22 protein-coding genes are annotated in these 22,547 nt (G+C 74.4%); 13 read left to right on the top strand and 9 right to left on the bottom strand.

Features of this window, described 5'->3' with window-relative positions:
• Nucleotide 1: 1 nt before the first annotated feature.
• Nucleotides 2-760, bottom strand: a complete 759-nt coding sequence (locus NLX85_RS01975; protein WP_254331307.1) for a hypothetical protein — start codon at nucleotides 758-760, stop codon at nucleotides 2-4.
• Between the two features lie 157 nt (nucleotides 761-917).
• On the opposite strand from NLX85_RS01975, the gene NLX85_RS01980 reads away from it, so the two are divergent.
• The 3 genes from NLX85_RS01980 to NLX85_RS01990 all read left to right on the top strand — a co-directional run bounded on the left by NLX85_RS01980 (nucleotide 918) and on the right by NLX85_RS01990 (nucleotide 4,071).
• Nucleotides 918-1,751 carry a metallophosphoesterase gene (locus tag NLX85_RS01980; RefSeq protein ID WP_254331308.1) on the top strand — a complete coding sequence of 278 codons (834 nt, stop codon included), beginning with the start codon at nucleotides 918-920 and terminating at the stop codon, nucleotides 1,749-1,751.
• The gene (locus tag NLX85_RS01985; RefSeq protein ID WP_254331309.1) at nucleotides 1,748-2,413 is read left to right on the top strand and encodes a 4'-phosphopantetheinyl transferase superfamily protein; all 666 of its coding nucleotides are present in this window, start codon (nucleotides 1,748-1,750) and stop codon (nucleotides 2,411-2,413) included. Before NLX85_RS01980 ends, NLX85_RS01985 begins: the two co-directional genes overlap by 4 nt.
• 278 nt (nucleotides 2,414-2,691) lie before the next feature.
• Complete coding sequence (locus NLX85_RS01990; protein ID WP_254331310.1) at nucleotides 2,692-4,071, top strand: glycosyl hydrolase family 18 protein; 1,380 nt, start codon at nucleotides 2,692-2,694, stop codon at nucleotides 4,069-4,071.
• Nucleotides 4,072-4,123: 52 nt separating this feature from the next.
• Here NLX85_RS01990 and NLX85_RS01995 read toward each other — a convergent pair whose 3' ends face one another.
• The 3 genes from NLX85_RS01995 to NLX85_RS02005 form a co-directional block, all read right to left on the bottom strand.
• A complete protein-coding gene (locus NLX85_RS01995; RefSeq protein ID WP_254331311.1) occupies nucleotides 4,124-5,104 on the bottom strand; it encodes a DUF2804 domain-containing protein in 981 nt (326 codons plus the stop codon).
• A 47-nt stretch (nucleotides 5,105-5,151) separates the two neighbouring features.
• The gene (locus NLX85_RS02000) at nucleotides 5,152-5,565 is read right to left on the bottom strand and encodes a hypothetical protein (RefSeq protein ID WP_254331312.1); all 414 of its coding nucleotides are present in this window, start codon (nucleotides 5,563-5,565) and stop codon (nucleotides 5,152-5,154) included.
• Between the two features lie 98 nt (nucleotides 5,566-5,663).
• Nucleotides 5,664-7,550 (bottom strand): P-loop ATPase, Sll1717 family, encoded by a 1,887-nt coding sequence (locus NLX85_RS02005; RefSeq protein ID WP_254331313.1) that lies wholly within the window; start codon nucleotides 7,548-7,550, stop codon nucleotides 5,664-5,666.
• A 160-nt stretch (nucleotides 7,551-7,710) separates the two neighbouring features.
• On the opposite strand from NLX85_RS02005, the gene NLX85_RS02010 reads away from it, so the two are divergent.
• A complete protein-coding gene (locus tag NLX85_RS02010) occupies nucleotides 7,711-8,277 on the top strand; it encodes a snapalysin family zinc-dependent metalloprotease (RefSeq protein WP_254331314.1) in 567 nt (188 codons plus the stop codon).
• Between the two features lie 64 nt (nucleotides 8,278-8,341).
• Here NLX85_RS02010 and NLX85_RS02015 read toward each other — a convergent pair whose 3' ends face one another.
• Together NLX85_RS02015 and NLX85_RS02020 are read right to left on the bottom strand one after the other, a co-directional pair.
• Nucleotides 8,342-9,235, bottom strand: a complete 894-nt coding sequence (locus tag NLX85_RS02015) for a hypothetical protein (protein WP_254331315.1) — start codon at nucleotides 9,233-9,235, stop codon at nucleotides 8,342-8,344.
• Nucleotides 9,236-9,582: 347 nt separating this feature from the next.
• Nucleotides 9,583-10,341, bottom strand: a complete 759-nt coding sequence (locus NLX85_RS02020) for a peptidylprolyl isomerase (RefSeq protein WP_254331316.1) — start codon at nucleotides 10,339-10,341, stop codon at nucleotides 9,583-9,585.
• Nucleotides 10,342-10,503: 162 nt separating this feature from the next.
• On the opposite strand from NLX85_RS02020, the gene NLX85_RS02025 reads away from it, so the two are divergent.
• A complete protein-coding gene (locus NLX85_RS02025) occupies nucleotides 10,504-10,851 on the top strand; it encodes an STAS domain-containing protein (protein ID WP_308210636.1) in 348 nt (115 codons plus the stop codon).
• 42 nt (nucleotides 10,852-10,893) lie between these two features.
• Nucleotides 10,894-11,283 (top strand): ATP-binding protein, encoded by a 390-nt coding sequence (locus NLX85_RS02030; protein WP_254331317.1) that lies wholly within the window; start codon nucleotides 10,894-10,896, stop codon nucleotides 11,281-11,283.
• 6 nt (nucleotides 11,284-11,289) lie between these two features.
• Here the strand turns inward: NLX85_RS02030 and NLX85_RS02035 are convergent, their stop codons facing one another.
• A complete protein-coding gene (locus NLX85_RS02035; RefSeq protein ID WP_254331318.1) occupies nucleotides 11,290-12,849 on the bottom strand; it encodes a PP2C family protein-serine/threonine phosphatase in 1,560 nt (519 codons plus the stop codon).
• A 200-nt stretch (nucleotides 12,850-13,049) separates the two neighbouring features.
• On the opposite strand from NLX85_RS02035, the gene NLX85_RS02040 reads away from it, so the two are divergent.
• The 6 genes from NLX85_RS02040 (at nucleotide 13,050) to NLX85_RS02065 (ending at nucleotide 18,667) form a co-directional block, all read left to right on the top strand.
• Nucleotides 13,050-14,231 (top strand): RNA ligase RtcB family protein, encoded by a 1,182-nt coding sequence (locus tag NLX85_RS02040; protein WP_254331319.1) that lies wholly within the window; start codon nucleotides 13,050-13,052, stop codon nucleotides 14,229-14,231.
• A complete protein-coding gene (gene prfH, locus NLX85_RS02045; RefSeq protein ID WP_254331320.1) occupies nucleotides 14,228-14,848 on the top strand; it encodes a peptide chain release factor H in 621 nt (206 codons plus the stop codon). Before NLX85_RS02040 ends, prfH begins: the two co-directional genes overlap by 4 nt.
• A gap of 174 nt (nucleotides 14,849-15,022) precedes the next feature.
• Nucleotides 15,023-16,075 (top strand): ATP-dependent DNA ligase, encoded by a 1,053-nt coding sequence (locus tag NLX85_RS02050; RefSeq protein ID WP_254331321.1) that lies wholly within the window; start codon nucleotides 15,023-15,025, stop codon nucleotides 16,073-16,075.
• A 132-nt stretch (nucleotides 16,076-16,207) separates the two neighbouring features.
• Nucleotides 16,208-16,366: a hypothetical protein gene (locus tag NLX85_RS02055; protein WP_254331322.1), complete on the top strand. Its 159-nt coding sequence runs from the start codon at nucleotides 16,208-16,210 to the stop codon at nucleotides 16,364-16,366.
• A gap of 266 nt (nucleotides 16,367-16,632) precedes the next feature.
• On the top strand, nucleotides 16,633-17,625 hold the full coding sequence (locus NLX85_RS02060; protein WP_254331323.1) for a GGDEF domain-containing protein: 993 nt from the start codon (nucleotides 16,633-16,635) through the stop codon (nucleotides 17,623-17,625).
• Nucleotides 17,626-17,839: 214 nt separating this feature from the next.
• A complete protein-coding gene (locus NLX85_RS02065) occupies nucleotides 17,840-18,667 on the top strand; it encodes a DUF72 domain-containing protein (RefSeq protein WP_254333565.1) in 828 nt (275 codons plus the stop codon).
• Between the two features lie 9 nt (nucleotides 18,668-18,676).
• Here the strand turns inward: NLX85_RS02065 and NLX85_RS02070 are convergent, their stop codons facing one another.
• Both NLX85_RS02070 and NLX85_RS02075 read right to left on the bottom strand, forming a co-directional pair.
• A complete protein-coding gene (locus NLX85_RS02070; RefSeq protein ID WP_254331324.1) occupies nucleotides 18,677-20,101 on the bottom strand; it encodes an ATP-binding protein in 1,425 nt (474 codons plus the stop codon).
• On the bottom strand, nucleotides 20,098-21,756 hold the full coding sequence (locus NLX85_RS02075) for an FAD-dependent oxidoreductase (protein ID WP_254331325.1): 1,659 nt from the start codon (nucleotides 21,754-21,756) through the stop codon (nucleotides 20,098-20,100). The genes NLX85_RS02070 and NLX85_RS02075 overlap by 4 nt, the downstream gene beginning before the upstream one ends.
• A gap of 207 nt (nucleotides 21,757-21,963) precedes the next feature.
• Between NLX85_RS02075 and NLX85_RS02080 the strand changes: the two genes are divergently transcribed.
• Nucleotides 21,964-22,422: a DUF5709 domain-containing protein gene (locus NLX85_RS02080; protein ID WP_254331326.1), complete on the top strand. Its 459-nt coding sequence runs from the start codon at nucleotides 21,964-21,966 to the stop codon at nucleotides 22,420-22,422.
• The last annotated feature ends 125 nt before the right edge of the window (nucleotides 22,423-22,547 follow it).

Raw genomic sequence — 22,547 nt, forward strand, 5'->3', positions numbered from 1 at the left:
CCTACGTCGCGAGCAGCGCCCGGATCGGGTCGGCGATGGCCGGGTCGAGCGGGAACCGGGCCGCCAGCCAGTCGAGCGTGGCCCGGGCGGCGGCCCGGTTGTGCCGGTAGCCGGGCACCATGGCGGCCAGCGGCAGCACCTCCGGCGGGTACGCCTGCTCGACCCGGCGGCTCGGGTCGAACGGGTCCCGCCGGTGCGCCGCCGACGGCTCGGTGAGCCGCAGGAGGGCGAGCACCCGGTCCACCGCGTACGACTGGATGAACCGCGAGGCGGTGAGCCGTTCCCCGCGCAGCTCCCGGTGCAGGCCGACGTAGAGGTTGGTGAGCGCCTCGTTGAGGTGGAACTCGACCGTGTCGTACGGCGTGGCCGGGCGCGGCGGCGCACCATTGCCGGCCAGCCCGGCCGGCGCGTCGGGGCGCTGCCACACCACCCGGGCGCCGGTGAACGGCAACCGGGCCAGCTCGGCCACGGTGAAGACCGCGTACTCGACGAAGATCCCGTCGGCGTAGCGCGCCTTGCGGCCGTTGCGCTCGTTCGCGAAGCTGAACGCCACCGGGCAGGGCGCGGCCAGCCAGTCGATCGAGTCGACGTAGCGGGCGACCGCGCCGTCCGAGACGACGAGGAAGAAGTCCAGGTCGGAGTGGTCGTCGAGCCGGTCCCGGTCGACGCCGGCGGAGCCGAGGCCGAGCAGCGCCACGGCGTCCGGCCGGGTGGCGAGATGGGCGGCGAGGTCGTCGAGCCGACGCAGCATCGGGTGCATGCCGTCGTCCCTTCCGTGAAGAGTCGACGTTTCAGCCCGTGCGGCCCTGCACCGCCGCCGGGGTCGCGACACCGATGCCGGCCATTCTGCGTCGGACCCCCGACACCGGACAAGTCACGGCTGTCCATCGGCCGGCGGCGCTGGCAAGATCGACCGGGTGACGGGTGCGCTGTTCGCGGTCAGTGACCTCCATGTGTCGTACGCCGAGAACCGCACGGTCGTGGACGGCCTCCGGCCGGACTCCGGGGACGACTGGCTCATCGTGGCCGGCGACGTCGGCGAGGTGTTCGCGGACATCGAGCGGACGCTGCGGCAGCTCCGCGACCGGTTCGCCCGGGTCGTCTGGGTGCCCGGGAACCACGAGCTGTGGACCCACCCGGCCGACCCGGTGACGCTGCGCGGCGAGGCCCGCTACGACGCGCTGGTCGGGATGTGCCGTGACCTGGGCGTGCTCACCCCGGAGGACGACTATCCGGTGTGGCACGGCGAGGGCGGGCCGGTCACCGTGGCGCCGCTGTTCCTGCTCTACGACTACTCGTTCCGCGCCCCCGGCACGAACTCGAAGGACGAGTCGCTGCGCGCGGCGTACGCGGCGGGGGTGGTGTGCACCGACGAGATGCTGCTGCACCCCGACCCGCACCCGGACCGGGAGTCGTGGTGCTGGGCGCGGGTCGCCGAGACCGAGCGGCGGCTGGCCGCCGTCGACCCGGCGCTGCCGACCGTGCTGGTCAACCACTGGCCGCTGGTCCGCCAGCCCACCGACGTGCTCTGGTATCCCGAGTTCGCCCAGTGGTGCGGCACCGACCGCACGGCCGACTGGCACCTGCGGCACCGCGCCGCCGTGGCGGTCTACGGGCACCTGCACATCCCCCGCACCACCCACTACGACGGGGTGCGCTTCGAGGAGGTCTCGCTGGGCTACCCGCGCGAGTGGGGTCGGCGGGGCGGCGAGCCGCGGCCGATGCGGCGGATCCTCGGCGGCGCGGCGTGATCGAGACCCTGCTCCCGCCGGCGGCGGTGCCCGTCGAGGCGTTCTCCGACATCCCCGGCGAGGCCCCGTACCCGGGCGAGGAGGACCTGCTCGCCCGGGCCGTGGAGGCCCGCCGCCGCGAGTTCGTCACGGCCCGCCGCTGCGCCCGGGAGGCCCTGGCCCGCCTCGGGTACGCCCCGGCGCCGATCCGCCCCGGCCCGAAGCGGGAGCCGCTGTGGCCGGCGGGTGTGGTCGGCAGCATCACCCACTGCGCCGGGTACCGGGCCGCCGCGGTCGCCCGGGACACCGCGCTGGCCGGGCTCGGCATCGACGCCGAGCCGCACGAGCCGCTGCCGGACGGCGTCGCCGAGGTGGTGACGACGGCCGGCGAGCCGGAGTCGCTGGCCCGGCTGCGCGCCGACCGTCCGGGGGTGCACTGGGACCGGCTGCTGTTCAGCGCCAAGGAGTCCGTCTACAAGGCCTGGTATCCGCTGACCGGCCGCTGGCTCGGCTTCGAGGACGCCGAACTCTCCGTCGACCCGGCCGCGGGGAGCTTCACGGCCCGGGTGCTTGTCGACGCCGCCCGCGCGGACGGCGGCCCGCCCCTGGCGGCGCTGCACGGCCGCTGGCTGGTCGCCGACGGGCTCGTGGTCACGGCCGTGGCCGTGCCCCGGCAGCCCTGATCCGGTGACGGTCGCCGGTCGCGCGGGAACCTCCACCCGGTACGTGCAGATTCGATTCACCGGCAACACCGGCTGACCCGCGGGCCAACTCGCCCAGCTTTCGGTCCACTCCGGACAACTCATCGAAAGGCATCGTTGACGGCTTAGTTAATGCTCTTTAATATTTGGCCTACCTCGAGGAAGACCATCCCCTGTCCGACCCGTACGCCCGCCCGGCGCCTGGCCTCGACCAGCGCCGGCCGGGCGGCACGGCGCCCCCTGCACCGGGAAGGCCCTCGATGTCCGCACCGCGCCCCCGCCGCCGCTCCCCCGTGGCCGCCGGCCTGCTCGCCCTGGCCACCGCCACCGCGACGCTCGCCCTGACCCCGGCCGCCGCCGAGGCCGTCGTCCTGCCGAACAACTTCAAGAGCGTCGGCTACATGCCGTCCTGGAGCGGCAGCGTCAACAGCATCCAGTACGGCAAGCTCACCCACGTCAACTACGCGTTCGCGCTGCCCAACAACGACGGCAGCCTGCGCCCGGTGGAGAACCCCAGCAAGCTCTCCTCACTCGTCTCGCTCGGGCACGCCAACAACGTCAAGGTGTCGATCGCGATCGGCGGCTGGAACGACGGCGACGACTCGGCGTTCGAGGCGCTCGCCGCGAACTCCGGCGCCCGGGGCGCCTTCGTCACCAACGTGGTCAACTTCGTCAACCAGTACAACCTCGACGGCGTCGACATCGACTGGGAGTATCCCGACCCGGGCGCCTCGGCCAACAACTACACCCTGCTCATGCAGCAGCTCGGCAGCGCGCTGCACAGCCGCGGCAAGCTGCTCACCGCCGCCGTGGTCGCCGAGGGCTACTACGTCGACGGCGTGCCGACGGCGGTCTTCGGCTCCGTCGACTGGCTGAACATCATGGCGTACGACGGCGGCAGCCCGCACGCCAACTACGACTGGTCGGTCAACAGCGTCAACCTGTGGAAGTCGCGTGGCCTGCCCGCCGCCAAGGCGGTGCTCGGTGTCCCCTTCTACAGCCGGCCCGGCTACTACACCTACGCCGCGCTTGTCGGCATGGACCCGGCCAACGCCAACCGCGACTGCACCACGGTGAGCGGCACGCAGCAGTGCTACAACGGCGTACCGACCGTGAAGCGCAAGACCCAGTGGGCGCTGGCCAACGCCGGCGGGATGATGAACTGGGAGCTGTCCCAGGACACCACCAACGCGACCTCGCTGGTCACCGCCATCTACGACACCGTCATGGGCGGCGGCACCCCGCCGCCGAGCGGGCGTACCGGCCCGATCACCGGCATCGGCGGCAAGTGCGTCGACGTGGCCGCGGCCGGCACCGCCAACGGCACGGCGATCCAGCTCTACACCTGCAACGGCACCGCCGCGCAGAGCTGGACGGTGGCCGGCGACGGCACGCTGCGGGCGCTGGGCAAGTGCGCCGACGTGACCAGCGGCTCCACCGCCAACGGGGCGAAGGTGCAGCTCTGGGACTGCAACGGCACCGGGGCCCAGGTCTGGCAGGCCCAGTCCAACGGCACCCTGCGCAACCCGCAGTCGAACAAGTGCCTGGACGCCACCGACAACAGCTCCGCCAACGGCACCCGGCTGCAGATCTGGGACTGCTTCGGCGGCGCCAACCAGGTGTGGCGGCTGCCGGCCTGACCGTCGACAGGCGATCCCCGCCGCGCCGTCCCGGCGCGGCGGGGATCCGCCGTCACCAGCGGTTGCGGGCCTCCTCCGCCCAGCCGACCAGGCCGTCGAGGTCCACCCGCTCGCCGTCGTCGGTGGCGGCCCAGCCGGAGAAGTGCCCGAAGCACTGGTGGGTCTCCCCGGCCAGCACGCCGAGGTTGGTGCGCGCCACCCGCTCGTGGAACGGGTGGAACGTCACGTCCACGCGGTCGCCGGTGATCCGCCACGGCCGCAGCCAGTCGGCCCGGTCGTAGCGCCAGGTGAGGTCGGCGCCGATCTTGTGCAGCCGCCCGTCGACGAAGACCGCGTTCTCGGTCGAGCCGGTGCCGTCGGTCCACCTGCCACCGAGCTGGACGGCCCGCCCCGGTCCGCTGCCGGCCGCCCAGTTCCAGCGCGCCGAGTACGGCCACTTGCCGCGCCCGTGGTCGAGCACCGCGAACGACTCCCCCGTGTCCACCGGGAACGCCGTGCCGTCCACCCGCAGCGTGCCCCGCACCGGCCGGCCGACGTCCTTGAGCGTGTACTGGAACCGTCGGGTGCTCCACGGCACCACCACGCCCAGCGACTCGTGCCCGGGTGGCAGCGGCGCCACCAGGTCGACCTCGATGCCGGGCGCGGTGGCCCGGATGCTGCTGCCGTCGGGGCGCTGGTCGACGTGGACGGCCAGGCCGCCGCCGCGGGCCCGCACCTCGCCGGCGCCGCTGACCGGCGGCAGCACCGTGCCGCGGGCGAACGGGACCACCGCCTCGGTGGTCCGCTCGACACCGTCGCGGCGGTCCAGCAGGTAGACGCTGTGCACGCCGGCGTAGTCCAGCGACGAGGCGACCAGGCCGACGATGTGCGTCGGGGTGACCACGCCCCAGTACTCCCAGCGCTTGGCCCGGCCCCAGCCGCGCAGGTTCGCCCGGTGCAGCGGCCGGCGGCTCCAGCCCACCGCCGCCGGGTTCAACCGTCCGTCCGGCCGGCACAGGTCGACCGGCTCGGTGATCTCCCGCTCGTGCGTCATCGACGCAGGCTACCGGCTCGGGCCGCACCCGCGACCCGTCGCGGCGGTCAGCCGACCCGGTTCAGGTTCGGCCGGCCGGTGCGGGCCCGCTGCCGGTCCGCGGGCACCCGCGGGCCGTCCACGGCGAGCATCCGGTCGGCCGCCGCCAGCCCGGTCAGCGCCGCGCCGTAGGCGGCCAGCTCGCGCTGGAAGTGCTCCACCTTGGCGTACCAGAACTTCAGCTCCGGGTTCATGGCCTTGGCGTTGATGTACCCGACGATGTCGGTGTCCGGCGTGATGCCGCGGCGCGCGTAGCAGCGGTCGAAGGCCGCCTTGGTCCGCTCGTACCGCTCGTTCATGGCGGTGAGGCCGGCCTCGGCCTCCAGCAGCCGGTCACGCAGGTACCGCACGTACGTGGGCGGGACGCCGGCCGGTGCGGGGCTGGGCCTCCGGTGACCGTCGGCTTCGTTGGGGAACGCCATGACCGCCCTCCTTCCTGCGGTCGAAGTGCAGAGACATCCTTCTACCCCCGGTCGGGGCGGGTCATGCCCGGATGCGGTGACGACCGGCGCGGGGGCCGTCAGGTGTCGCTGGAGCGGGCCACCGCCCGCCGCACCCGGGTCGCCTCGTCCCGCAGGGTGTGCACCAGGGCCGCGCCGGTCGCACTGTCGGCCAGGCCGTTGCCGCCGAGGGTACGGGCGATCTGCTCGAAGAAGTCGGCGACCTCGTTGGCCGTCCCGATCGCCTCGCCGACGCTGGACGGCCCGGCCGCGTACTCGATGACCGACAACCGCTCGGAGATCTCCCGGCGGGCGCTCTCCGGCAGCTCGGCCGCGCCCAGCGCCGCCCGGACCCGCTGGTAGGCGCGGCGAACCTCGCCGACCAGGGCGATCTCGCGGCTCGGTCGGGCGCCGACCACGTTGCCGATGACGCCGAGTTGGTAGCCCACGTTCCCGGTGACCGACCGGGTGCGCTGCGGCGGCACGAAGTGGCCGAGGTTCACCGGCGCCTGGGCGTTGAGCCCGGCGCGGAAGCACGGGTGGACGTGGAACTCGTTCTCGTGCGGTTCCAGCACCTCCCGCCGGGTGCCGCCGTAGACCGTGTCGCCGCCGCGCCGCACGCCGAGGAAGCCGAGGCCGAACAGGATGTCGATCACCGTGTCGGCGTCCAGCACGTGGGCGTACTCGGGGAACTGCTCGACCAGGCTGTCGCGCACGTCCGCGAAGCGGGCCCGGAGCGCCTTGCGGGTGACCAGGTAGCCGGTGTTCTGGAACAGCGCGTAGAGCCGGGTCAGGAAGGGATAGCTGACCAGGTATTCGTTGCCGAGGTCCTGGAGCTTCCAGCGGGAGAAGTCCCGGGCGGCCGCCCGGACGTCCATCGTCCAGATCGTCCGGTGGCCGTGCCGCACCGCGGTGTCCCGGCAGAGGGTGACGAACTGGATGACGTCGCGGGGGCGCAGCAGGGTTCGCGAGGTCAGGTAGTCCAGGATCGGCTCGCCGTCGACCGCCTCCGGCAGCACCCGGCCCCACAGCTCCTCGGCCGGCACGGGGCGGCCCAGCGACGCCGAGGCGCGTCGCAGCAGCACCTCACCGAGCAGCTCCGGGGTCCAGTCGATGCGCTCCTCCTCGCCGCGGAACTTGTCGCTCTCGGTGAACTGGAGCGAGTCGTAGATGTCGCTGCGCAGGAACAGCGTGCAGCGGACCGCACCGCCGAACAGGCTGCGCACGTGCTTGCTGGCCAACAACAGCCCGACCACCATCGCGTCGGAGGCCGGGTCGTTGGACCAGATCTGCTCCACCTGGTCGACGGCCAGCAGCAGGGTCGGGTGGTCGGCAGGACAGGCCAGCTCGGCGATCGCCCGCCCGATCACCTCCTCCAGCACGTCGAGTTGCCGCGCCGCGCGGGCCCCCTCGGATGCCTGCACCTCGACCGAGCCGTTGACGCCGAGCGCCCCCACCCCGATCGAGGAGGCGCGCAGCCGGCCCATGCCGGACAGCACCCGGTCGTACAGCTTCTGGTCGCCGCTCTCGTGGTGTCGGCGGAGGAAGCGCCGCAGCCGGCGGACGTTCGCCGGCGGGCGGCGCAGCCGGCGGCGGTGCCGCTGCCGGGCGTGGCCGACCAGGTGCCGGCTGATCTGCACAGCGAAGACGTACCGCCAGACCAGGGACTTGGCCGTCTCCGGGTTCAACCCCTGCAGCTCGAAGCGGCGCAGCTCCTCGCCCGTCGCGTCGTCCGGCGTGATCAGGCTGGTCACCACGCCGCCGTCCGGGCCGCCGTCGAGCAGCCGGCAGATGGCGCTCTTGCCGGCGCCCTTGCGGCCGATGACGAGGCTCTTGCGCCCGTGCAGGGCGGCCTCGTACGCGGCGGTCGGCAGGAAGCCCTGCCGGAGCAGGCCGCTGGCGATGTCGGACTCGGCGTCGTCACGGCCGAAGGTGAGCCGGGCGAGGTCGATCGACGGGTCGTCCACCTCGGACCCTCCCCTCAGGCCGGACACGTCTCGTGCCGCACCGAACACGGTAGGCACTGGACGTCCGGAACGCCAGGCCGTCGAGGCTTGATATCGATGTGCGCCGATATATAGGCTGAGCCGGTCCCCGCTCGACCCCGTCCCACAAGGAGAGTGAGCGATGCGTCTCCCCAAGGTCACCCGGCTCCTCGCCACCGTCGCCACCGCGGCACTGGCGGCGCTGGGCGCCGTCACCGTCGACGCGGCGCCGGCCGCCGCAGCCGTCCGCAACGTCTGCTACAACACCAGCCAGGCCGGGCCGTTCGCGAGCTACGCCGTGCAGGCCGCCTCGATCTGGAACAACGCCACCAACAACATCAACATGGCGCAGTGCGGCTCGAACCTGATGATCTACTACACCTACGGCGGCGGCTCGTACGCCCAGCGCACGAGCCTCGGCAACGGCCGCGTGGTCATCGACTACTACCAGGCGCAGCAGTACTCGCCGCTGCGCATCATGACCCACGAGATCGGGCACATCCTCGGCCTGCCCGACAACTACAACGGCAACTGCGCCATCCTGATGTCCGGCGGCAGCGCCGGCACCAGCTGCACCAACCCGTACCCGAGCTCCACCGAGGCCGCCCGGGTCGACTCGCTGTTCGGCTTCGCCGCCCGCAGCGCGGTGACGCCGCAGGTCTTCACCGGCAGCTGGCCGGCACCCGTCGCGGCGGGCGCCCAGCGCTGACCGGCGGAAACGACGAAGCCCGGCCGGGCCGGCGGAGACGCCGACCCGGCCGGGCGGTCCCGGCTCAGGACAGGAACTTGTCCAGCGCGGCCTCGATGGTGCCGCTGTCGGGAGAGGCGTACGACTTCATGGTGAGCTTGTTGTACGAGATGAAGCTCGGGCACCGGTTCGCCGGGGCGCTCACCGTGCCGCCATCGCCGATCTTCTCACCGGTCTTCGCCGCGTAGAAGGTCAGCTCGTAGCGCGAGGAGATGTAGGAGACCGTGACGACCTTCCCGTCGCTGTTCTTGTAGTCGCACTTCTTGGGCGTACCCTCGCTGCCCTCCACGACCTTCAGGCAGCCGACCACCGCGACCGACTCGAAGTCGGCGCTCTTGCTGTAGTACGGCTTGGCCGAGCTGATCGACTTGGACGACCAGTACGACGGCCGGTCGGGCGAGTTCGCGAACGTGTACGCCTTGGCCGGGGAGCCGGCGGTGTACGGAGCGGCGTTGAGGATCGGGCTGCCGTCGCAGACCGAGGACATGTCGCTGGAGTAGCGGGCCGTCACCGCGTTGTTGTTCGACGGCTCCGGCGTCTCCGACTCCGACCCTCCGGCGGACGGCCCGGCGGTCGGGCCGGCCGGGTTGCTGCTGCTCGACGCGACCGGATCGGGCTTGTCGTCGCCGGCAGCGAGGAAGAGGCCGACACCGCCGCCGCAGAGCGCCAGCAGGACCACCGCGGCGCCGGCGGAGAGCCCGATGATCAGGCCCTTGTTCGACTTCGCCGGCGGTACGGGAGCGCCGAACTGCGGGGGCTGACCGGGCTGGCCGTAGCCGGGGTACGCCCCGGGCTGGGCCGGCTGCCCCCACTGCGGGTTGACGTTCGGGCCCGGCTGCTGCCCCCCGTAGTTCGGGTCCGGCTGCGCCCCGTAGTTCGGGTCCGGCTGCCCCCCGTACGGGGGGTAACTGTTGGTCATCTGACGCCCTTATCGCTGTCGACGGGTACCCCGGCAATGGATCACGGACAGGGTAGTGAGCGGCGCAAATTCCACCGCCGATCGACGAGCGGCACCGGGCCCAGGGCCGACACGGTGCGTGTCGGTCCGCCCATCCGTCCGTGATGGACCGGGGCGGCCACCGACGCTCGCTCGGGGCCGTTCGACCGGCTGGATCACCGTGCTGGCGGGGGATTCGGCCGCCCGGGCAGCCGGTGCGGCACCCCGCGGCCACCCGGCCGCCAACGTGACGGACATCACCTTCGATCGATGGGACGCGTCCCACCGCGGGTCCCGGCGGGGCGGCGCACCGCCCCGCCGGGGGTGGCTCAGCGGCCCCGGGTGGCCTTGCAGATCTCCACCGGCAGGGCCGGCGCGCCGTCGATCAGCGCCGGGTCCTCGGGCGTGGCGGCGATGCCGCCCGCCGCGATCCGGTCCAGGGTGGCCAGCCCGGCCTCGTCGATCGTGCCGAACACGGTGTAGTTGGGGCGCAGCGCCGAGTCGGACTGGACCAGGAAGAACTGGCTGCCGTTGGTGTCCGGGCCGGCGTTCGCCATGGCCAGGGTGCCCCGGGCGTAGAGGCGGCGGACCCCGGTCGGGTCGGTCGGCGCCGGCGGGAGGTCGGTCGGCAGCTCGTCGGCGTACCGGTAGCCCGGCCCGCCCTCGCCGGTGCCGGACGGGTCACCACACTGGAGCACCTTCAGCGTCGGGTACGCGGTGAGCCGGTGGCAGGGCGTCCGGTCGTAGAACCGGTGCCGGGCCAGGTGCAGGAAGCTCTGCACGGTGCACGGGGCCTGCTCGCGGTCGAGGGTCAGCCCGATCGGCCCCTGGTTGGTCCGCAGCGTGACCCGGACCGTACCCCGGTCGGGCGTGTGGCGGGGGTCCGGCGGCAGCGGCACCGGCCGGGCGGCCGGCTCGTCCGGCGTCGGCGTGTACGCGCACGGGCCCTTCGTGGGCGCCGGATCGGCCGCCGGCGCCGCGGACGCGGCGACGCCGCCGGTGGCGACCAGCGCGGCGGAGATCGTCGCCACCCCGGCGAGACGGGCCAGCAACGGCGGTACGGCGCGCGGTCGGGTTTCGCTCGACACGTGGGTCCTCCCTGGACTCGTGGTACCAGAAAGACCGGAGTCTATGGAGACGGTGACCGGATGTCGATGACGGTCGACGTGGTGCGCCCGGACCCGGGGTGCGCGCGTTGCCGCCGGCGCCCCGGAGGGTGACATGATGATGCGACCGAGCCGGTGCTCCAGGTGAGAAAGCGTGGGCTGCCCATGGCGTCCTTCCGGGCGAGGACCTCCCGCGAGCCGGGACGCACGGTGATCCGGCTGGCCGGCGAGTGCGACCTCGCCGCCCGCGAGCGGCTGACCGGCACGCTGCTGGCCGCCGTGGACGGCGCTCCGCTCGTGGTGGTCGACCTGGCCGCGGTCGAGTTCCTCGACTCCACCGGCATCCACGCGCTGGTGGCCGCGCACCACCGGGCGCGGGCGGCGGACGGCCGGCTCTACCTGGTCAACGCCACCGGGGCGGTGGCCGCCCTGCTGGAGCTCACCGGCGTCGGCGACCTGCTACGGCATCCCGGGGACGGGGCCGGCTCGTGACGACGGCGCGGGACGTGCCGGCCGCCCCCGGGGAGCGGGCCCATGACTGACCACCCCACCGTCCCGACCGACACCATGCCCTACCTGCGCGCGGCGGACCTGTCCGCCGTGCGGGCGTTCGTCTCGGCCCGCGCGCTGGCCGGCGGGCTGACCGCCGCCCGGGTGGACCTGCTCGCGCTGGTGGTGAGCGAACTGACCACCAACACGCTCCAGCACACCGACGGTGGCGGCTCGGTACGGGTCTGGGTCGAGGCCGGGCAGCTGTGCTGCGACGTCGTGGACCGGGGCGGGCCGCGCCCGACACCCGGCCGGATGCCGGCGGCCGACGCCGTCCGGGGCCGGGGGCTGGCCATCGTGGCGACGTTCTGCGACCAGGTCGACGTCCGGCCGGGTCCGGCGGGGACCGTGGTGCGCGTCCGATTCGACCTCTGAGGACGGTCAGGGCAGCACGCGGACGGCCAGGGTGCAGGTGTCGTCGTCCGGGCTGGGCCGGTGCAGCGCGTCGCGCAGGTGGGCCAGGGGGCGTGCCCCGGGTCGGCCGGAGAGCGCCGACAGGGCCGACCGCACCGCCGCCACCTGATCCTCCGGGTTGCCGGCGCGGCGTTCCACCAGCCCGTCGGTGTAGAGCAGCAGCACGTCGTCGCCGCGCAGCTCGGTGGTGACCACCGGGTAGCGGGTGGCGGGGTCGGCGCCCAGCAGCATCCCGGCGGGCCGGCCGAGGTCGCCGGTCGCGCCCGCCCGGGACAGCATGGGCAGCGGGTGCCCGGCCCGGGCCCAGGCCAGCTGCCGGGTGGCCGGGTCGAAGACCGCGATCACGGCGGTGCCGGTGATCGCCAACTGGCCGCAGAGCCGGTTCATGTGCCCGAGCAGCGCCGCCGGGTCGCGGATGCCGATCGAGAGCCACGCGACCAGCGCGAAGCGCAGGTGGGCCATCCCGCTGGCGGCCTCCAGCCCGTGCCCGGCGACGTCGCCGACCGCCAGGACGACCGACCCGTCCGGCAACGTCTCGGCGTGGTACCAGTCGCCGCCCACCCGCAGCGCGCTCTCCGCCGGCAGGTAGCCGACCAGCACCTCCAGGCCGGCCAGCGACACAGGCTCGCGGGGCACCGGTTGGATGAGGTTCTGGAGCTGGGCGGCGAGGCGGTGCTCGGCCAGCGCGGTCGTCTCCCGGGTCCGCAACTGGTCGCTGAGCTGCTCGATGGCGCTGCGCGAGTTCTCCCGGGCGGTCACGTCCTGGACCACCGCGTAGACCTTCACCGGCGCGCCGGCCTCGTCGCGGGCCACGTCCGACAGGATCCGGAGGTACTTGACGGTCCCGCCGGCGCGGAACCGCACCGTGACGTCCGACGCGGCGCCGCTGTCGAGCGTCTGCCAGGCTGCCTCGCGCAGGCCGTGGTCGTCGGGGAGGAGCGCGGCGGCCTGGTCGGCCCGGGACATCGGCCCCAGCGCCGGGTCGCGCTCGAAGATGCGGTACATCCCCGGGGACCATTCGCTGCGGCCGGTGACCAGGTCGTACTCGGCCCAGCCGAGGCTGCCCAGCAGCTCGGTACGCGCCAGCCGCCGCCGGTGCTCGTCCAGCCGCTGCCACCAGACCAGCAGCCCGTCCAGCACCCGGTAGACGCTCACGTCGAAGACCGAGTCGGTGACGACGCCCGCGCCGTGCCCGGCGTACCGGAAGTCGGGCAGGTGGGCGGACTCCCCGGTGGCCAGCACCTCGTGGTACGCCTGCCACAGCGGGCCGGCGACCATGCCCGGATAGAGCGCGCTGAGCCGCTGGCCGACGCGCTCGGCGCCCCGGCCGTGGACGTCCCGCCCCTGGGCGCTGGCGGCGGCGACCAGGAAGTCGACGACCGCGCCGTCCGGCGCCCGCACCGGCAGCAGCCAGGTGCAGCCCGCCGGGATCGTCGCCAGCACCTGCCGGACCGCCACCACCATCGGGTCGGCGGTCGACCGGGACGCCACCTCCGCGGGCGCGCGCGACACGGCCTCCTCTGCCATGCCGGCAGCGTAGCCATCTCCGGTGCGCCGCGGTGGATCCGAGTGCGGTCCGGCGAAAGTCGGTTGCCGCCAGTCGTGGACTCCGGGAGGCTGGCGCCCATGACGTTCTGACGGACCGCACTCGAAGCTCCCGGGCCGCGCGCGACGAGCCGCGCCGCCCCTGCCGTCCGCCTTGCCTCCTTCGCGAGAAACGAGCGTCCTTGTCCGCGCACCCCTCCCGGCGGGAGTCCCTGCCGCCGTCCCTCCCGGCCACCGTCTCCGTCTTCGCCTCCGCCGGCAGCTGGATCGAGTCCACCGCCCTCGACCAGTGCCGCCAGGTCGCCGCCCTCCCCGGCATGGTCCACGTCGCCGGCATGCCCGACCTGCACCCCGGCAAGGGCGCCCCGATCGGCGCCGCCATGACGTCGACCCTGCTCTACCCGTTCCTGGTCGGCTCCGACATCGGCTGCGGCATCGCCGTGTTCCCCATCGCGCTCCGGCGCGCCGTACCCGAGCGGCTGGCCGCCCGGTTCCCCGACCTGGACCGGGCGCTGGACCCGGAGCGGGACGCGGACGACCCGGCCTGGGCCGCCGTGGCCGGCGACATCCCCGCCGGCCACCTCGACGGCCTCGGCACGGTCGGCCGGGGCAACCACTTCGTCGAGCTGGCCCGGATCGGCACCGTCCTCGCGCCGGAGCACGCGAGCCGGCTCGGGCTCGACGCCGGCGACCTGGTCCTCGTCGTGCACAGCGGCTCCCGCGGGCTGGGCGAGCGGATCCTGCGGGCGCACACCGAGGCGCACGGCGCCGGCCCCGCCCCCGACCCGGCCGCCTACCTGGCCCGGCACGACGCCGCCGTGCGGTGGGGTTCGCTCAACCGGCGGCTGCTGGCCGCCCGGGTCGCGCACGCCCTGGGGGCGGAACCCGCCGCGCCGATCGTCGACCAGTGCCACAACCTGGTCGAGGTCCGCGACGGGTGCTACCTGCACCGCAAGGGCGCGGCCCCCGGCGACGGCCGGGACGTGCTCGTCGCCGGCACCCGGGGCACCCCCTCCTACCTGGTGGCCGCGCACGCCGGGCCGGCGGCCAACCACTCGGTGGCGCACGGCGCGGGCCGCAAGATGTCCCGCGCCGACGCGCTGCGCCGCGGCCGCGCCAAGCACACCGTCGAGGAGCTGCGCCGCACCCCGCTGGGCTCCGTCGTGGTGTGCGGCGAACGCCAGTTGCTCTTCGAGGAGGCACCCACCGCCTACAAGCGCATCGAGCAGGTGATCGGCGACCTGGTCGCGCACGACCTGGCCACGCCGGTGGCCACCACGGTCCCGCTGGTCACCTACAAGACGCCCGACCTCGGCCCCCGGTCGGAGCGCCGGGACAACCGGCGCGGGCGGGGCCGGCCGTGAGCGTCCACCTGCTCGTCTCCGCCGGACGGGGCCCGCAGGAGTGCGCCTGGGCACTGGCCATGCTGCTGCCCCGCCTGGAGGCCGACGCCGCCGGGCGAGGGCTGACCACCCGTCGGGTCGAGACGGTGCCCGGGGACCGGCCCGGCACCTACCGGTCGGTGCTGGTCCGGATCTCCGGCGCCGACGCCGCGGCGTTCGCCGCCGGCTGGACCGGCACCCTGTGCTGGCAGGCGCGTAGCCCGTACCGGGCCGGCAGCGGGCGCCGGAACTGGTACGTGACCGCCCGACCGTGCCAGGTGGACGCCCCGGTCTCGACGTTCGCCGAGACGGACGTCGAGGTGGTGGCCGTGCGCACCGGCGGACCCGGCGGTCAGCACCGGAACAAGGCCAGCACGGCGGTCCGGGCCACCCACCGCCCCTCGGGCACCGTGGTCGTGGTCGACACCGAGCGGCAGTTCAGCCTGAACCGCCGGATCGCCGTCGAGTTGCTGCGCCGGCGGATCGCGCAGGCCGACGACGCGGCCCGGCACGCCCTCACCGCCGACCGGTGGCGGGTCCACGACGAGCTGGTCCGCGGCGACCCCGTCCGGGTCGAACGCCCGAGAGCCGGCGGGTGATCGGCGCTCTGGGTGGTTTCGGTGGGAGCGTCACGGGTGGCGCGTCGGAGCGACGCCTTCGACAGGGCGGACGTTCGCCGGGCCGCTGCCCGGGTAACCGCGCCGGAGCCGACCAGGGGCCGTCACACGGGCCCCTCGCCCGGGGTTGACCGCCGGGCGATCCACGGAGACCCCATGCTGCGACCACCGCTCACCCCGATGCTCGCCGCGCCGGTGGCGGAGCTGCCCACCGGCCCGCACCTGGCGTACGAGCCGAAGTGGGACGGGTGGCGGGCCGTGGCGTTCCGCGACGCGGCGGGAGTGCGCCTGCAGTCCCGGGCCGGCCGGGATCTCACCGGCTACTTCCCCGACGTCACCGCGACGCTGCGGTCCCTGCCCGCCGGCACGGTGCTCGACGGCGAGCTGATCGTGTGGGCGGAGGGCCGCACCGACTTCGCGCTGCTCCAGCGGCGGGTGACCGCCGGGCGTGGACTCGCCGCGCTGGCCGACCGCCATCCCGCGCACTTCGTGGCCTTCGACCTGCTCAGCGACCCGGGCGGGGAGCCCCTGCTCGACCTCCCGCTGGCCGAACGGCGGGACCGGCTCGCGCGGCTGCTCGACGGCGCGCCCCCGGGACTCGTCCTCTGCCCGCAGACCGGGAACCTCGCGGAGGCCCGGGAGTGGCTCCGGACGTGGACCGACGCCGGCGTCGAGGGGATCGTCGTCAAGCGGCGCGACGGCCGGTACGAGCCGGGTCGGCGGGGCTGGCAGAAGGTTCGCGCCCACCGCACCGTGGAGACCCTCGTCGGCGGCGTCACGGGCCCGGTGACCGACCCGGACACGCTCCTCGTCGGCCGGTGCGACGACCGGGGGCGCCTGCGCTACCTGGGACGGACCCACCCGCTGCGCCGGCAGCAGCGCCGCGAACTCGCCGGGCTGCTCCGGCCGGCCGCCGCGCAGGGCCACCCCTGGCCGGAGCCACTGCCCGGCGGGTGGACCGGTCAGCTGAACCCGGCGCCGCCGCTGCCGTACACGCCGGTGCGCCACGACCTCGTCGTCGAGGTGGAGGTCGACACGGCGTACGAACACGGGCGCTGGCGGCACCGCGTCCGGCACCTGCGGCCCCGCCTCGACCTGGCCGCCGGCGACCTGCCCGTGCTCACCGACGGACCGGAGGCGCTGGGCGGTGACGGGGCGCCCGAGCCGGGCGGTGTGGGCACGGGCCGGCCGGGCAGGCGCACCGGGTGAGCAACTGGCAGAGACTGCTCGTCCCCGACACCGCGACCGGGGCTGAGGCCGTTTGTTCCCGGGCGGCTCGGGAAGCCGACGTCGGAGTGGCGCGCGGAGCCGCCCGCGCCAGCCCACGGAGGGAGTTCGACAATGGGCGACCGTGATCGGTTGCACGAGATGCGGCAGCAGGCCCACAGCGCGGGCATCGAGGGAAACTCCAAGATGACCGAGCAGGAGTTGCGCGACGCGCTGCGGCGGGTCGGCAAGGGTGAAAAGCCGCAGATGGCCAAGGAACACGCCAAGCGGTGACGGCCACGGTCGGGCGCCGGCGCCACCGGTGCCGGCGCCCGACCGTCAGCCCTGGGTGACCTGGGCGCTCCCCTGCGTCATATGAACAGGTGGTTAACGGCCTGTCTCTTGACGGCCGGTTGATGCACGCCATTGAATTTCGACGTGGTGAGCTGCCTCATCCGAGTGGCGTCCACATCGGCGGTCGGCGCGGGTGCGCCGGCTGGGCGACGTCGCGCCCGCATCAGCGCGCGCGGCCGAGGGCCGGGGGCACGGTGGACGGCGGGATGAGGGAGCGCCGCCGCCGCACGCTGATCAGCGCGGCCCTGCACGCGGTCTCCCACGCGGTCGCCGTCGTCTACTGCCTCATGACGCTCACCGGGCCGAACCGGGGGCTCATGCTCACGGCGTACGGCTGCGGCCTGGCCGCCGGCGTCGTGGGTTCCTGGGCGGCGACCCGCGTGACCACGAAGGCGTCCGGCTACCGGGTCTCGTTCACCCTCCTGATGATCACGCTGGTGGTCGCGGCGCTCGGCGCGCACTGGGACGGCGGAGTCACCTCGCCGGCGGCGCTCGGATTCGTGACCACGGCCGTGTTCGTGGCCGGCTACACCCCGCACCTGCGGCTCATGGTGGGGCTGGAGGTGCTCACCGTCGGGTCGTACGTCGTCGTCGCCGTCGCCGGCCCGCCGGCCCCCGCCGGTCACGTGTTCGTCTACCTGGCCGGCATGCTGGTCCTCGTCTCGGTCTGCTCCACGCAGACCCGGACCCTCGCCCGGCAGCGGTCGCAGCTGCGCGCCCTGGCGTCCCTGGACCCGCTCACCGGCGCCCTGAACCGGCGTGGCCTGGCCGAACTGGCGACGTTCCTGTTCCACACCGGCTGCCGCCCCGGCCCGTCCCTGCTCTGTCTCGACCTGGACGACTTCAAGCTGGTAAACGACCGCCTCGGGCACGCCGCCGGCGACGACCTGCTCCGCCGGGTGGTGGCGACGACCCGGAACGTGCTGCGGGCCGAGGACGCCGTGGCCCGGATCGGCGGCGACGAGTTCGTGGTGGTGCTCGGCGACGCCGACCGGGACTCGGCACGGGCCACGGCGGCCCGGATCGAGGCGGCGGTCCGGGGGCTGGCCGGCGTCAGCGTCGGCTCGGCCACCGCCCCGTACGACGGCGACAGCCTCGACCGGCTGCTGCACGTCGCCGACCAGCGGCTCTACCTGGCCAAGCAGCAACGCCGCCGCACCGCCGGCCGGCTGCTCGCCGACGGCACCGGGCGCGGCTGAGCGGACCGGACGGCGCCCGGGGCCGGCGAGCCACCCCGGCTCAGGCGACGAAGACGCAGAAGGGGTGGCCGGCCGGGTCGGCGCACACCGGCAGCGGCGGCCCGGTCGAACCCGGCGGCAGCCCCGGCGCCGGATACCGTTGCCGCGGCGTGGGTGGCCGCGCCGGGCGGTCGAGCGGTGGGAGGGTCGGATGCGCCTGCACGTGGGCTGCGCCATGTGGACGCACAGGTCCTGGCAGGGGCGTTTCCTGGCGCACCCGCTGCCGGCCCACGAGCGGCTGCGCGCCTACGCCGAGTGGTGCACGGCGGTCGAGGGGAACACCACCTTCTACGCGACCCCGACCCGGGAGACGGTGGCGTCCTGGGCCCGGCAGACCGATCCCGGCTTCCGGTTCGTGCCCAAGCTGCCGAAGGTCGTCACGCACGAGCGCCGGCTCACCGGCGCCGACGCGGAGCTGCGGGCCTTCCTGGACGCCGTCGAACCCCTCGGCCCGCGGGCGCACGCCCTCTGGGTGCAGCTGCCGGGCTCGTTCGGCCCCGGCGACGTGCCCGCGCTGGCCCGCTTCCTGCGCGGCCTGCCCACCACCCACCGGTACGCCGTGGAGGTCCGCCACCCCGCGTTCTTCACCGACCCCGGCGCGGTACGCGCCCTGGAGGAGACGCTGGCCCGGGCCGACGCGGAGTGGATCCCCTTCGACACCACCGCGTTCTTCCGTACCCCGCCGACCAGCGACGCGGAACGGGAGGCGTGGCTGAAGAAGCCCCGCCTCCCGCTGCGGACGCGGGCGCTGACCGACCGGCCGATCGTCCGCTACCTGGGCCGGGACGACCCCGCCCGGACGGTCGAGGGTTGGCAGCCGTGGCTCGACGTGGTGACCGGCTGGCTGCGCGAGGGCCGCTCGCCGACCGTGTTCGTGCACACCCCGGACAACGCCGACGCGCCCGACCTCGCCCGCCGCTTCCACGACCAGGTCCGGGCACGCCTGCCCGGGGTCGCGCCGCTGCCCGAGCCGGCGCCCGTCGCCCCGTCGACGCTGTTCTGAGGCGACCGGTCAGGCCGGCGCCAGCGGCAGCAGCACGACGAACCGGGTGTCGCCGGGTTCGGACTGCACCCGGATGTCCCCGTGGTGCTTGTTGACGACGATGCGATAGGAGATGTCCAGCCCGAGGCCGGTGCCCTCGCCGACGGGCTTCGTGGTGAAGAACGGCTCGAAGATGCGCGGCCGGATCTCCGGCGGGATGCCGGCGCCGGTGTCGCGGACCTCCACGATCAGGCGGTCCTCCTTGCGGCCGGTCCGGAGGGTCAGCGTGCCGCTGCCGGCCATGGCGCCCAGCGCGTTGTCGATGAGGTTGGTCCAGACCTGGTTCAGCTCGGCGGCGTACGCCGGCACGGGCGGCAGGGCCTTGTCGTACTCCTTCACCACCCGCACGCCGGCCGGGATCTTGGCCTGGAGCATGACCAGGGTGGCGTCCAGCAGGTCGTGCACGTCGACGGTCTGGTAGGGCGCGCGGTCCAGCTGGGAGTACTGCTTCGCCGCGCCGACCAGCCCGGAGACCCGGGTGACGGCGTCGTCGATCTCGCCCATGAGCAGCTCGGTGTCGATGGTGTACGTGATCCAGTGGATCGCCGACTCCAGGTCGTCGGCGCCGACCGCGGCGTCGACCTGGCCGAGCCACCCGCTGTCGATGCCCCCGGCGACCAGCGTCGGAGCCAGCTCCCAGGCGCCCCGGACGCCGTGGTCGTCGAGCCAGTCGGCCAGCTCGTCCTCGGCGTCGCTGGCGGCCAGGGGCGTGAGCGCGGGCGCGGCGGCGGCCCGCTTCACCGCCTCCTCCTGCAACGCCACGAGGTCGTGCAGGCGCCGGCCGTCGAGCCGGCCGTCGGCGATCATGGCGAGCTTGTGCCGCATCTTCGCGACCCGGCCGCGCAGCGCCGAGGTGGCCCGCACCGCGGCCGCCGCCGGGTTGTTGAGCTCGTGCGTGAGGCCGGCCGAGAGGGCGCCCAGGGCCAGCAGCCGCTCCCGCTCGCCGACGATGGTCTGCGTGTTGCGCATCCCGACGAACAGCCCCTCCAGCAGGTGGGTGGCCATCGGGAACCAGCTGCGCATCGCGTCGGCGATGATCTGGGCGGGGAGCGCGAAGACGGCGCAGTCGGTCACCGCGAAGAGGCTGTTCAGGTAGCGCTGCTCGGCCAGGTCGCCCACGTACGCCTGCATGGCGCCGCCGTAGACGCCGGGCTGGCTGGTCCGGCTGATCTCGACCTCGTCGCCCTGCACCCGGCGGTGCAGGGTGACGGTGCCGTCGAGCAGCACGTAGAAGCAGCTCGCCGGCTCGCCCTCGACGTAGACCGCCTCGCCGGCGCGGCGTCGCTCCACCCGGCCGTGCTCGGCCAGGTGCGCGAGCTGCTCCGGGGTGAGCGACTCGAAGAGGAAGAGGCGCCGCAGCTCCTCCGGCGTGAGCCGGTCGGTCTCGGTGGTCACTGTGCCTCCAGGTAGCGGTGCACGAGCGACACCGCCATGGCGCCCTCGCCCACGGCCGAGGCCACCCGCTTCACCGACTCGGCCCGCACGTCACCGGCGGCGAAGACGCCGGGCATGCTGGACTCCAGGTGGTACGGGTCGCGCGGCAGGCCCCAGCCGGCGGGCCGGCGGCCCCCACGGGTCAGGTCCGGCCCGGTGAGGACGAAGCCCCGGCTGTCCCGGGCGACCGCGCCGTCGAGCCAGTCGGTGTGCGGCTCCGCGCCGATGAACACGAAGAGCCAGGAGGTGCCGGCGCGCCGGGTCTCGCCGGTGCGGGTGTCGCGCAGGGTCACCTCTTCGAGGTGCTCCTGCCCGGCGCCGCCGACCACCTCGGTGTGCGGGTGGACCTCGATGGTGTCGATCCGGGCGATCTGGTCGATGAGGTAGCTGGACATCGACCGGGTCAGGTCGTCGCCGCGGATCAGCAGGTGCACCCGGCGGGCGTACCGGGAGAAGTGCACGGCGGCCTGGCCGGCCGAGTTCGCCCCGCCGACGATGTAGACGTCCTCCCCCGAGCAGCTCGGCGCCTCGCTGGCCACCGACCCGTAGAAGCAGCCCCGGCCGGTCAGCTCGGCCAGCCCCGGCGCGGGCAGCATCCGGTAGGAGACGCCGGTGGCGAGCACCACCGTGTGCGCGGCGACGCTGCTGCCGTCGGCGAACCGGAGCACGCGCGCCCCGCCCGCGTCCTCCAGGGAGACCACCTCGCGGGCGCTGAGCAGTTCGGCGCCGAACCGCAGTGCCTGCCGGCGGGCCCGGTCGGTCAGCTGCGCGCCGGACACGCCGTCGGGGAAGCCGAGGTAGTTCTCGATCCGGCTGCTCTGCCCGGCCTGGCCGCCGGTGGCCCGCCGCTCGATCAACACCGTCCGCAGGCCCTCCGAGGCGCCGTAGACGGCGGCGCCGAGCCCGGCCGGGCCGGCGCCGACCACCACCAGGTCGTAGAAGTCCGCGGCCGGCGTCGTGGCCAGCCCGACCTGCGCGGCCAGGTCGGCCGTCGTCGGCTGCACCAGCGACTTGCCGTCGGCCGTCACGACCAGGGGTACGTCGTTCGCCGTCACCCCGGCCGCCGTGAGCAGCTCGGCGCCCTCCGGCTCGTCGGCGAGCACCCAGCGGAACGGCACCAGGTTGCGGGCCAGGAAGTCCCGCGTCTTGAACGACGGGGCGGACCAGCGGTGCCCGACCACGCGCAGCTCGGGGGTGGCCGTGGCGGCCGTGGCCGTCCACGCCTCCAGCAGCTGGTCGAGCACGGGGTAGAGCTTCTCCTCCGGCGGGTGCCACGGCTTGAGCAGGTAGTGGTCGAGGTCGACCACGTTGATCGCGTTGATCGCGGCGTCGGTGTCGGCGTACGCGGTCAGCAGGACCCGGCGCGCGGCGGGGAAGAGGTCCATGGCGGCCTCGAGGAACTCGATGCCGTTCATCTGCGGCATCCGGTAGTCGGCGATCAGCACCGCCACCTGCTCGCCGCGGAGTTTCAGCTCGCGGAGCGCGTCCAGCGCCGCCTCGGCGGAGTCGGCCCGCACCACCCGGTAGCGGTCGCCGTAGCGGCGCCGGATGTCGCGGGCGACCGCCCGGGAGACGGCCGGGTCGTCGTCGACGGTGAGGATCGCGGGGTTGGGCATGGCGTCTACTAAAGCACCATCACCGCTCGGCACCCACCACGCGCCGTCTCCGGCCCACGCAGCCGGACCGCCCGCGCCGCCGGACGGGATCGTCGCCCGCGAGGCCCGGGGCCGGAAGCGGTGACCCCACCCCGCGGTGGTTGCCGGCCCGGGCGGCGGTTCTAGGCTGAGGTGGCAGTGCCGGGCGTTGACCAGGGAGGGATCGCCATGAGCCAGACCGAGCGGACCGACTTCGACGAGTGGAACGTGGCCGAGGACGACGGCGTCCTGGACGCCTCGGACACCCTCGACGACGACCGGGTCGGTGACCCCCTCGACACCGGCATCGTCGCCGCGGACCACTGGACGGGGGCGAACCGGTTCGGCACCACCCCCGCCGAGGAGCGCACCGGGGAGTCCCTCGCGCAGCTGCTCGCCCAGGAGGAACCGGACCTCGACCCGTACGCCGAGACGGCCGACGACGAGGACGAGCTGACCCGCCGGGGCTACGAGCAGGAGGCGCGGACGGGGCGCCTGGTCGCCGACGACGCGGGCTTCGGCGAGGACGAGCAGGCGGACTCGGTCGCCTGGGACGCCGGCGTCGACGGGGGCGGGGCCAGCGCCGAGGAGGCCGCCATGCACCTGGTCGACGACCCGAACGGCCCGGGAGACGGCCCCCTGCGCTGAACCAGCTGCCTGGTCCAGGTCGGCGACGATCGGTCGAGTAGCGCACCTGGGACCGGTCCACCACGCCGGCCGGGGTGCAGCTCACCCGGGGGCTGCTGGTCCTCGCGCGGGTCGCGGGGCGGCAC

It is taken from the genome of Micromonospora sp. A3M-1-15, assembly GCF_024213425.1.
Classification (GTDB): Bacteria; Actinomycetota; Actinomycetes; order Mycobacteriales; family Micromonosporaceae; genus Micromonospora; species Micromonospora chersina.

Excerpts from the sequence above, each read along its gene's own strand:
- NLX85_RS02075 (WP_254331325.1), bottom strand. The coding sequence starts at position 21,756 with ATGCCCAACCCCGCGATCCTCACCGTCGACGACGACCCGGCCGTCTCC.
- NLX85_RS02015 (WP_254331315.1), bottom strand. The coding sequence starts at position 9,235 with ATGACCAACAGTTACCCCCCGTACGGGGGGCAGCCGGACCCGAACTAC.
- NLX85_RS01990 (WP_254331310.1), top strand. The coding sequence starts at position 2,692 with ATGTCCGCACCGCGCCCCCGCCGCCGCTCCCCCGTGGCCGCCGGCCTG.
- NLX85_RS02050 (WP_254331321.1), top strand. The coding sequence starts at position 15,023 with ATGCTGCGACCACCGCTCACCCCGATGCTCGCCGCGCCGGTGGCGGAG.
- NLX85_RS01975 (WP_254331307.1), bottom strand. The coding sequence starts at position 760 with ATGCACCCGATGCTGCGTCGGCTCGACGACCTCGCCGCCCATCTCGCC.
- NLX85_RS01995 (WP_254331311.1), bottom strand. The coding sequence starts at position 5,104 with ATGACGCACGAGCGGGAGATCACCGAGCCGGTCGACCTGTGCCGGCCG.
- NLX85_RS02055 (WP_254331322.1), top strand. The coding sequence starts at position 16,208 with ATGGGCGACCGTGATCGGTTGCACGAGATGCGGCAGCAGGCCCACAGC.
- NLX85_RS02010 (WP_254331314.1), top strand. The coding sequence starts at position 7,711 with ATGCGTCTCCCCAAGGTCACCCGGCTCCTCGCCACCGTCGCCACCGCG.
- NLX85_RS02060 (WP_254331323.1), top strand. The coding sequence starts at position 16,633 with ATGAGGGAGCGCCGCCGCCGCACGCTGATCAGCGCGGCCCTGCACGCG.
- NLX85_RS02030 (WP_254331317.1), top strand. The coding sequence starts at position 10,894 with ATGACTGACCACCCCACCGTCCCGACCGACACCATGCCCTACCTGCGC.
- NLX85_RS02080 (WP_254331326.1), top strand. The coding sequence starts at position 21,964 with ATGAGCCAGACCGAGCGGACCGACTTCGACGAGTGGAACGTGGCCGAG.
- NLX85_RS02035 (WP_254331318.1), bottom strand. The coding sequence starts at position 12,849 with ATGGCAGAGGAGGCCGTGTCGCGCGCGCCCGCGGAGGTGGCGTCCCGG.
- NLX85_RS02065 (WP_254333565.1), top strand. The coding sequence starts at position 17,840 with ATGTGGACGCACAGGTCCTGGCAGGGGCGTTTCCTGGCGCACCCGCTG.
- NLX85_RS02000 (WP_254331312.1), bottom strand. The coding sequence starts at position 5,565 with ATGGCGTTCCCCAACGAAGCCGACGGTCACCGGAGGCCCAGCCCCGCA.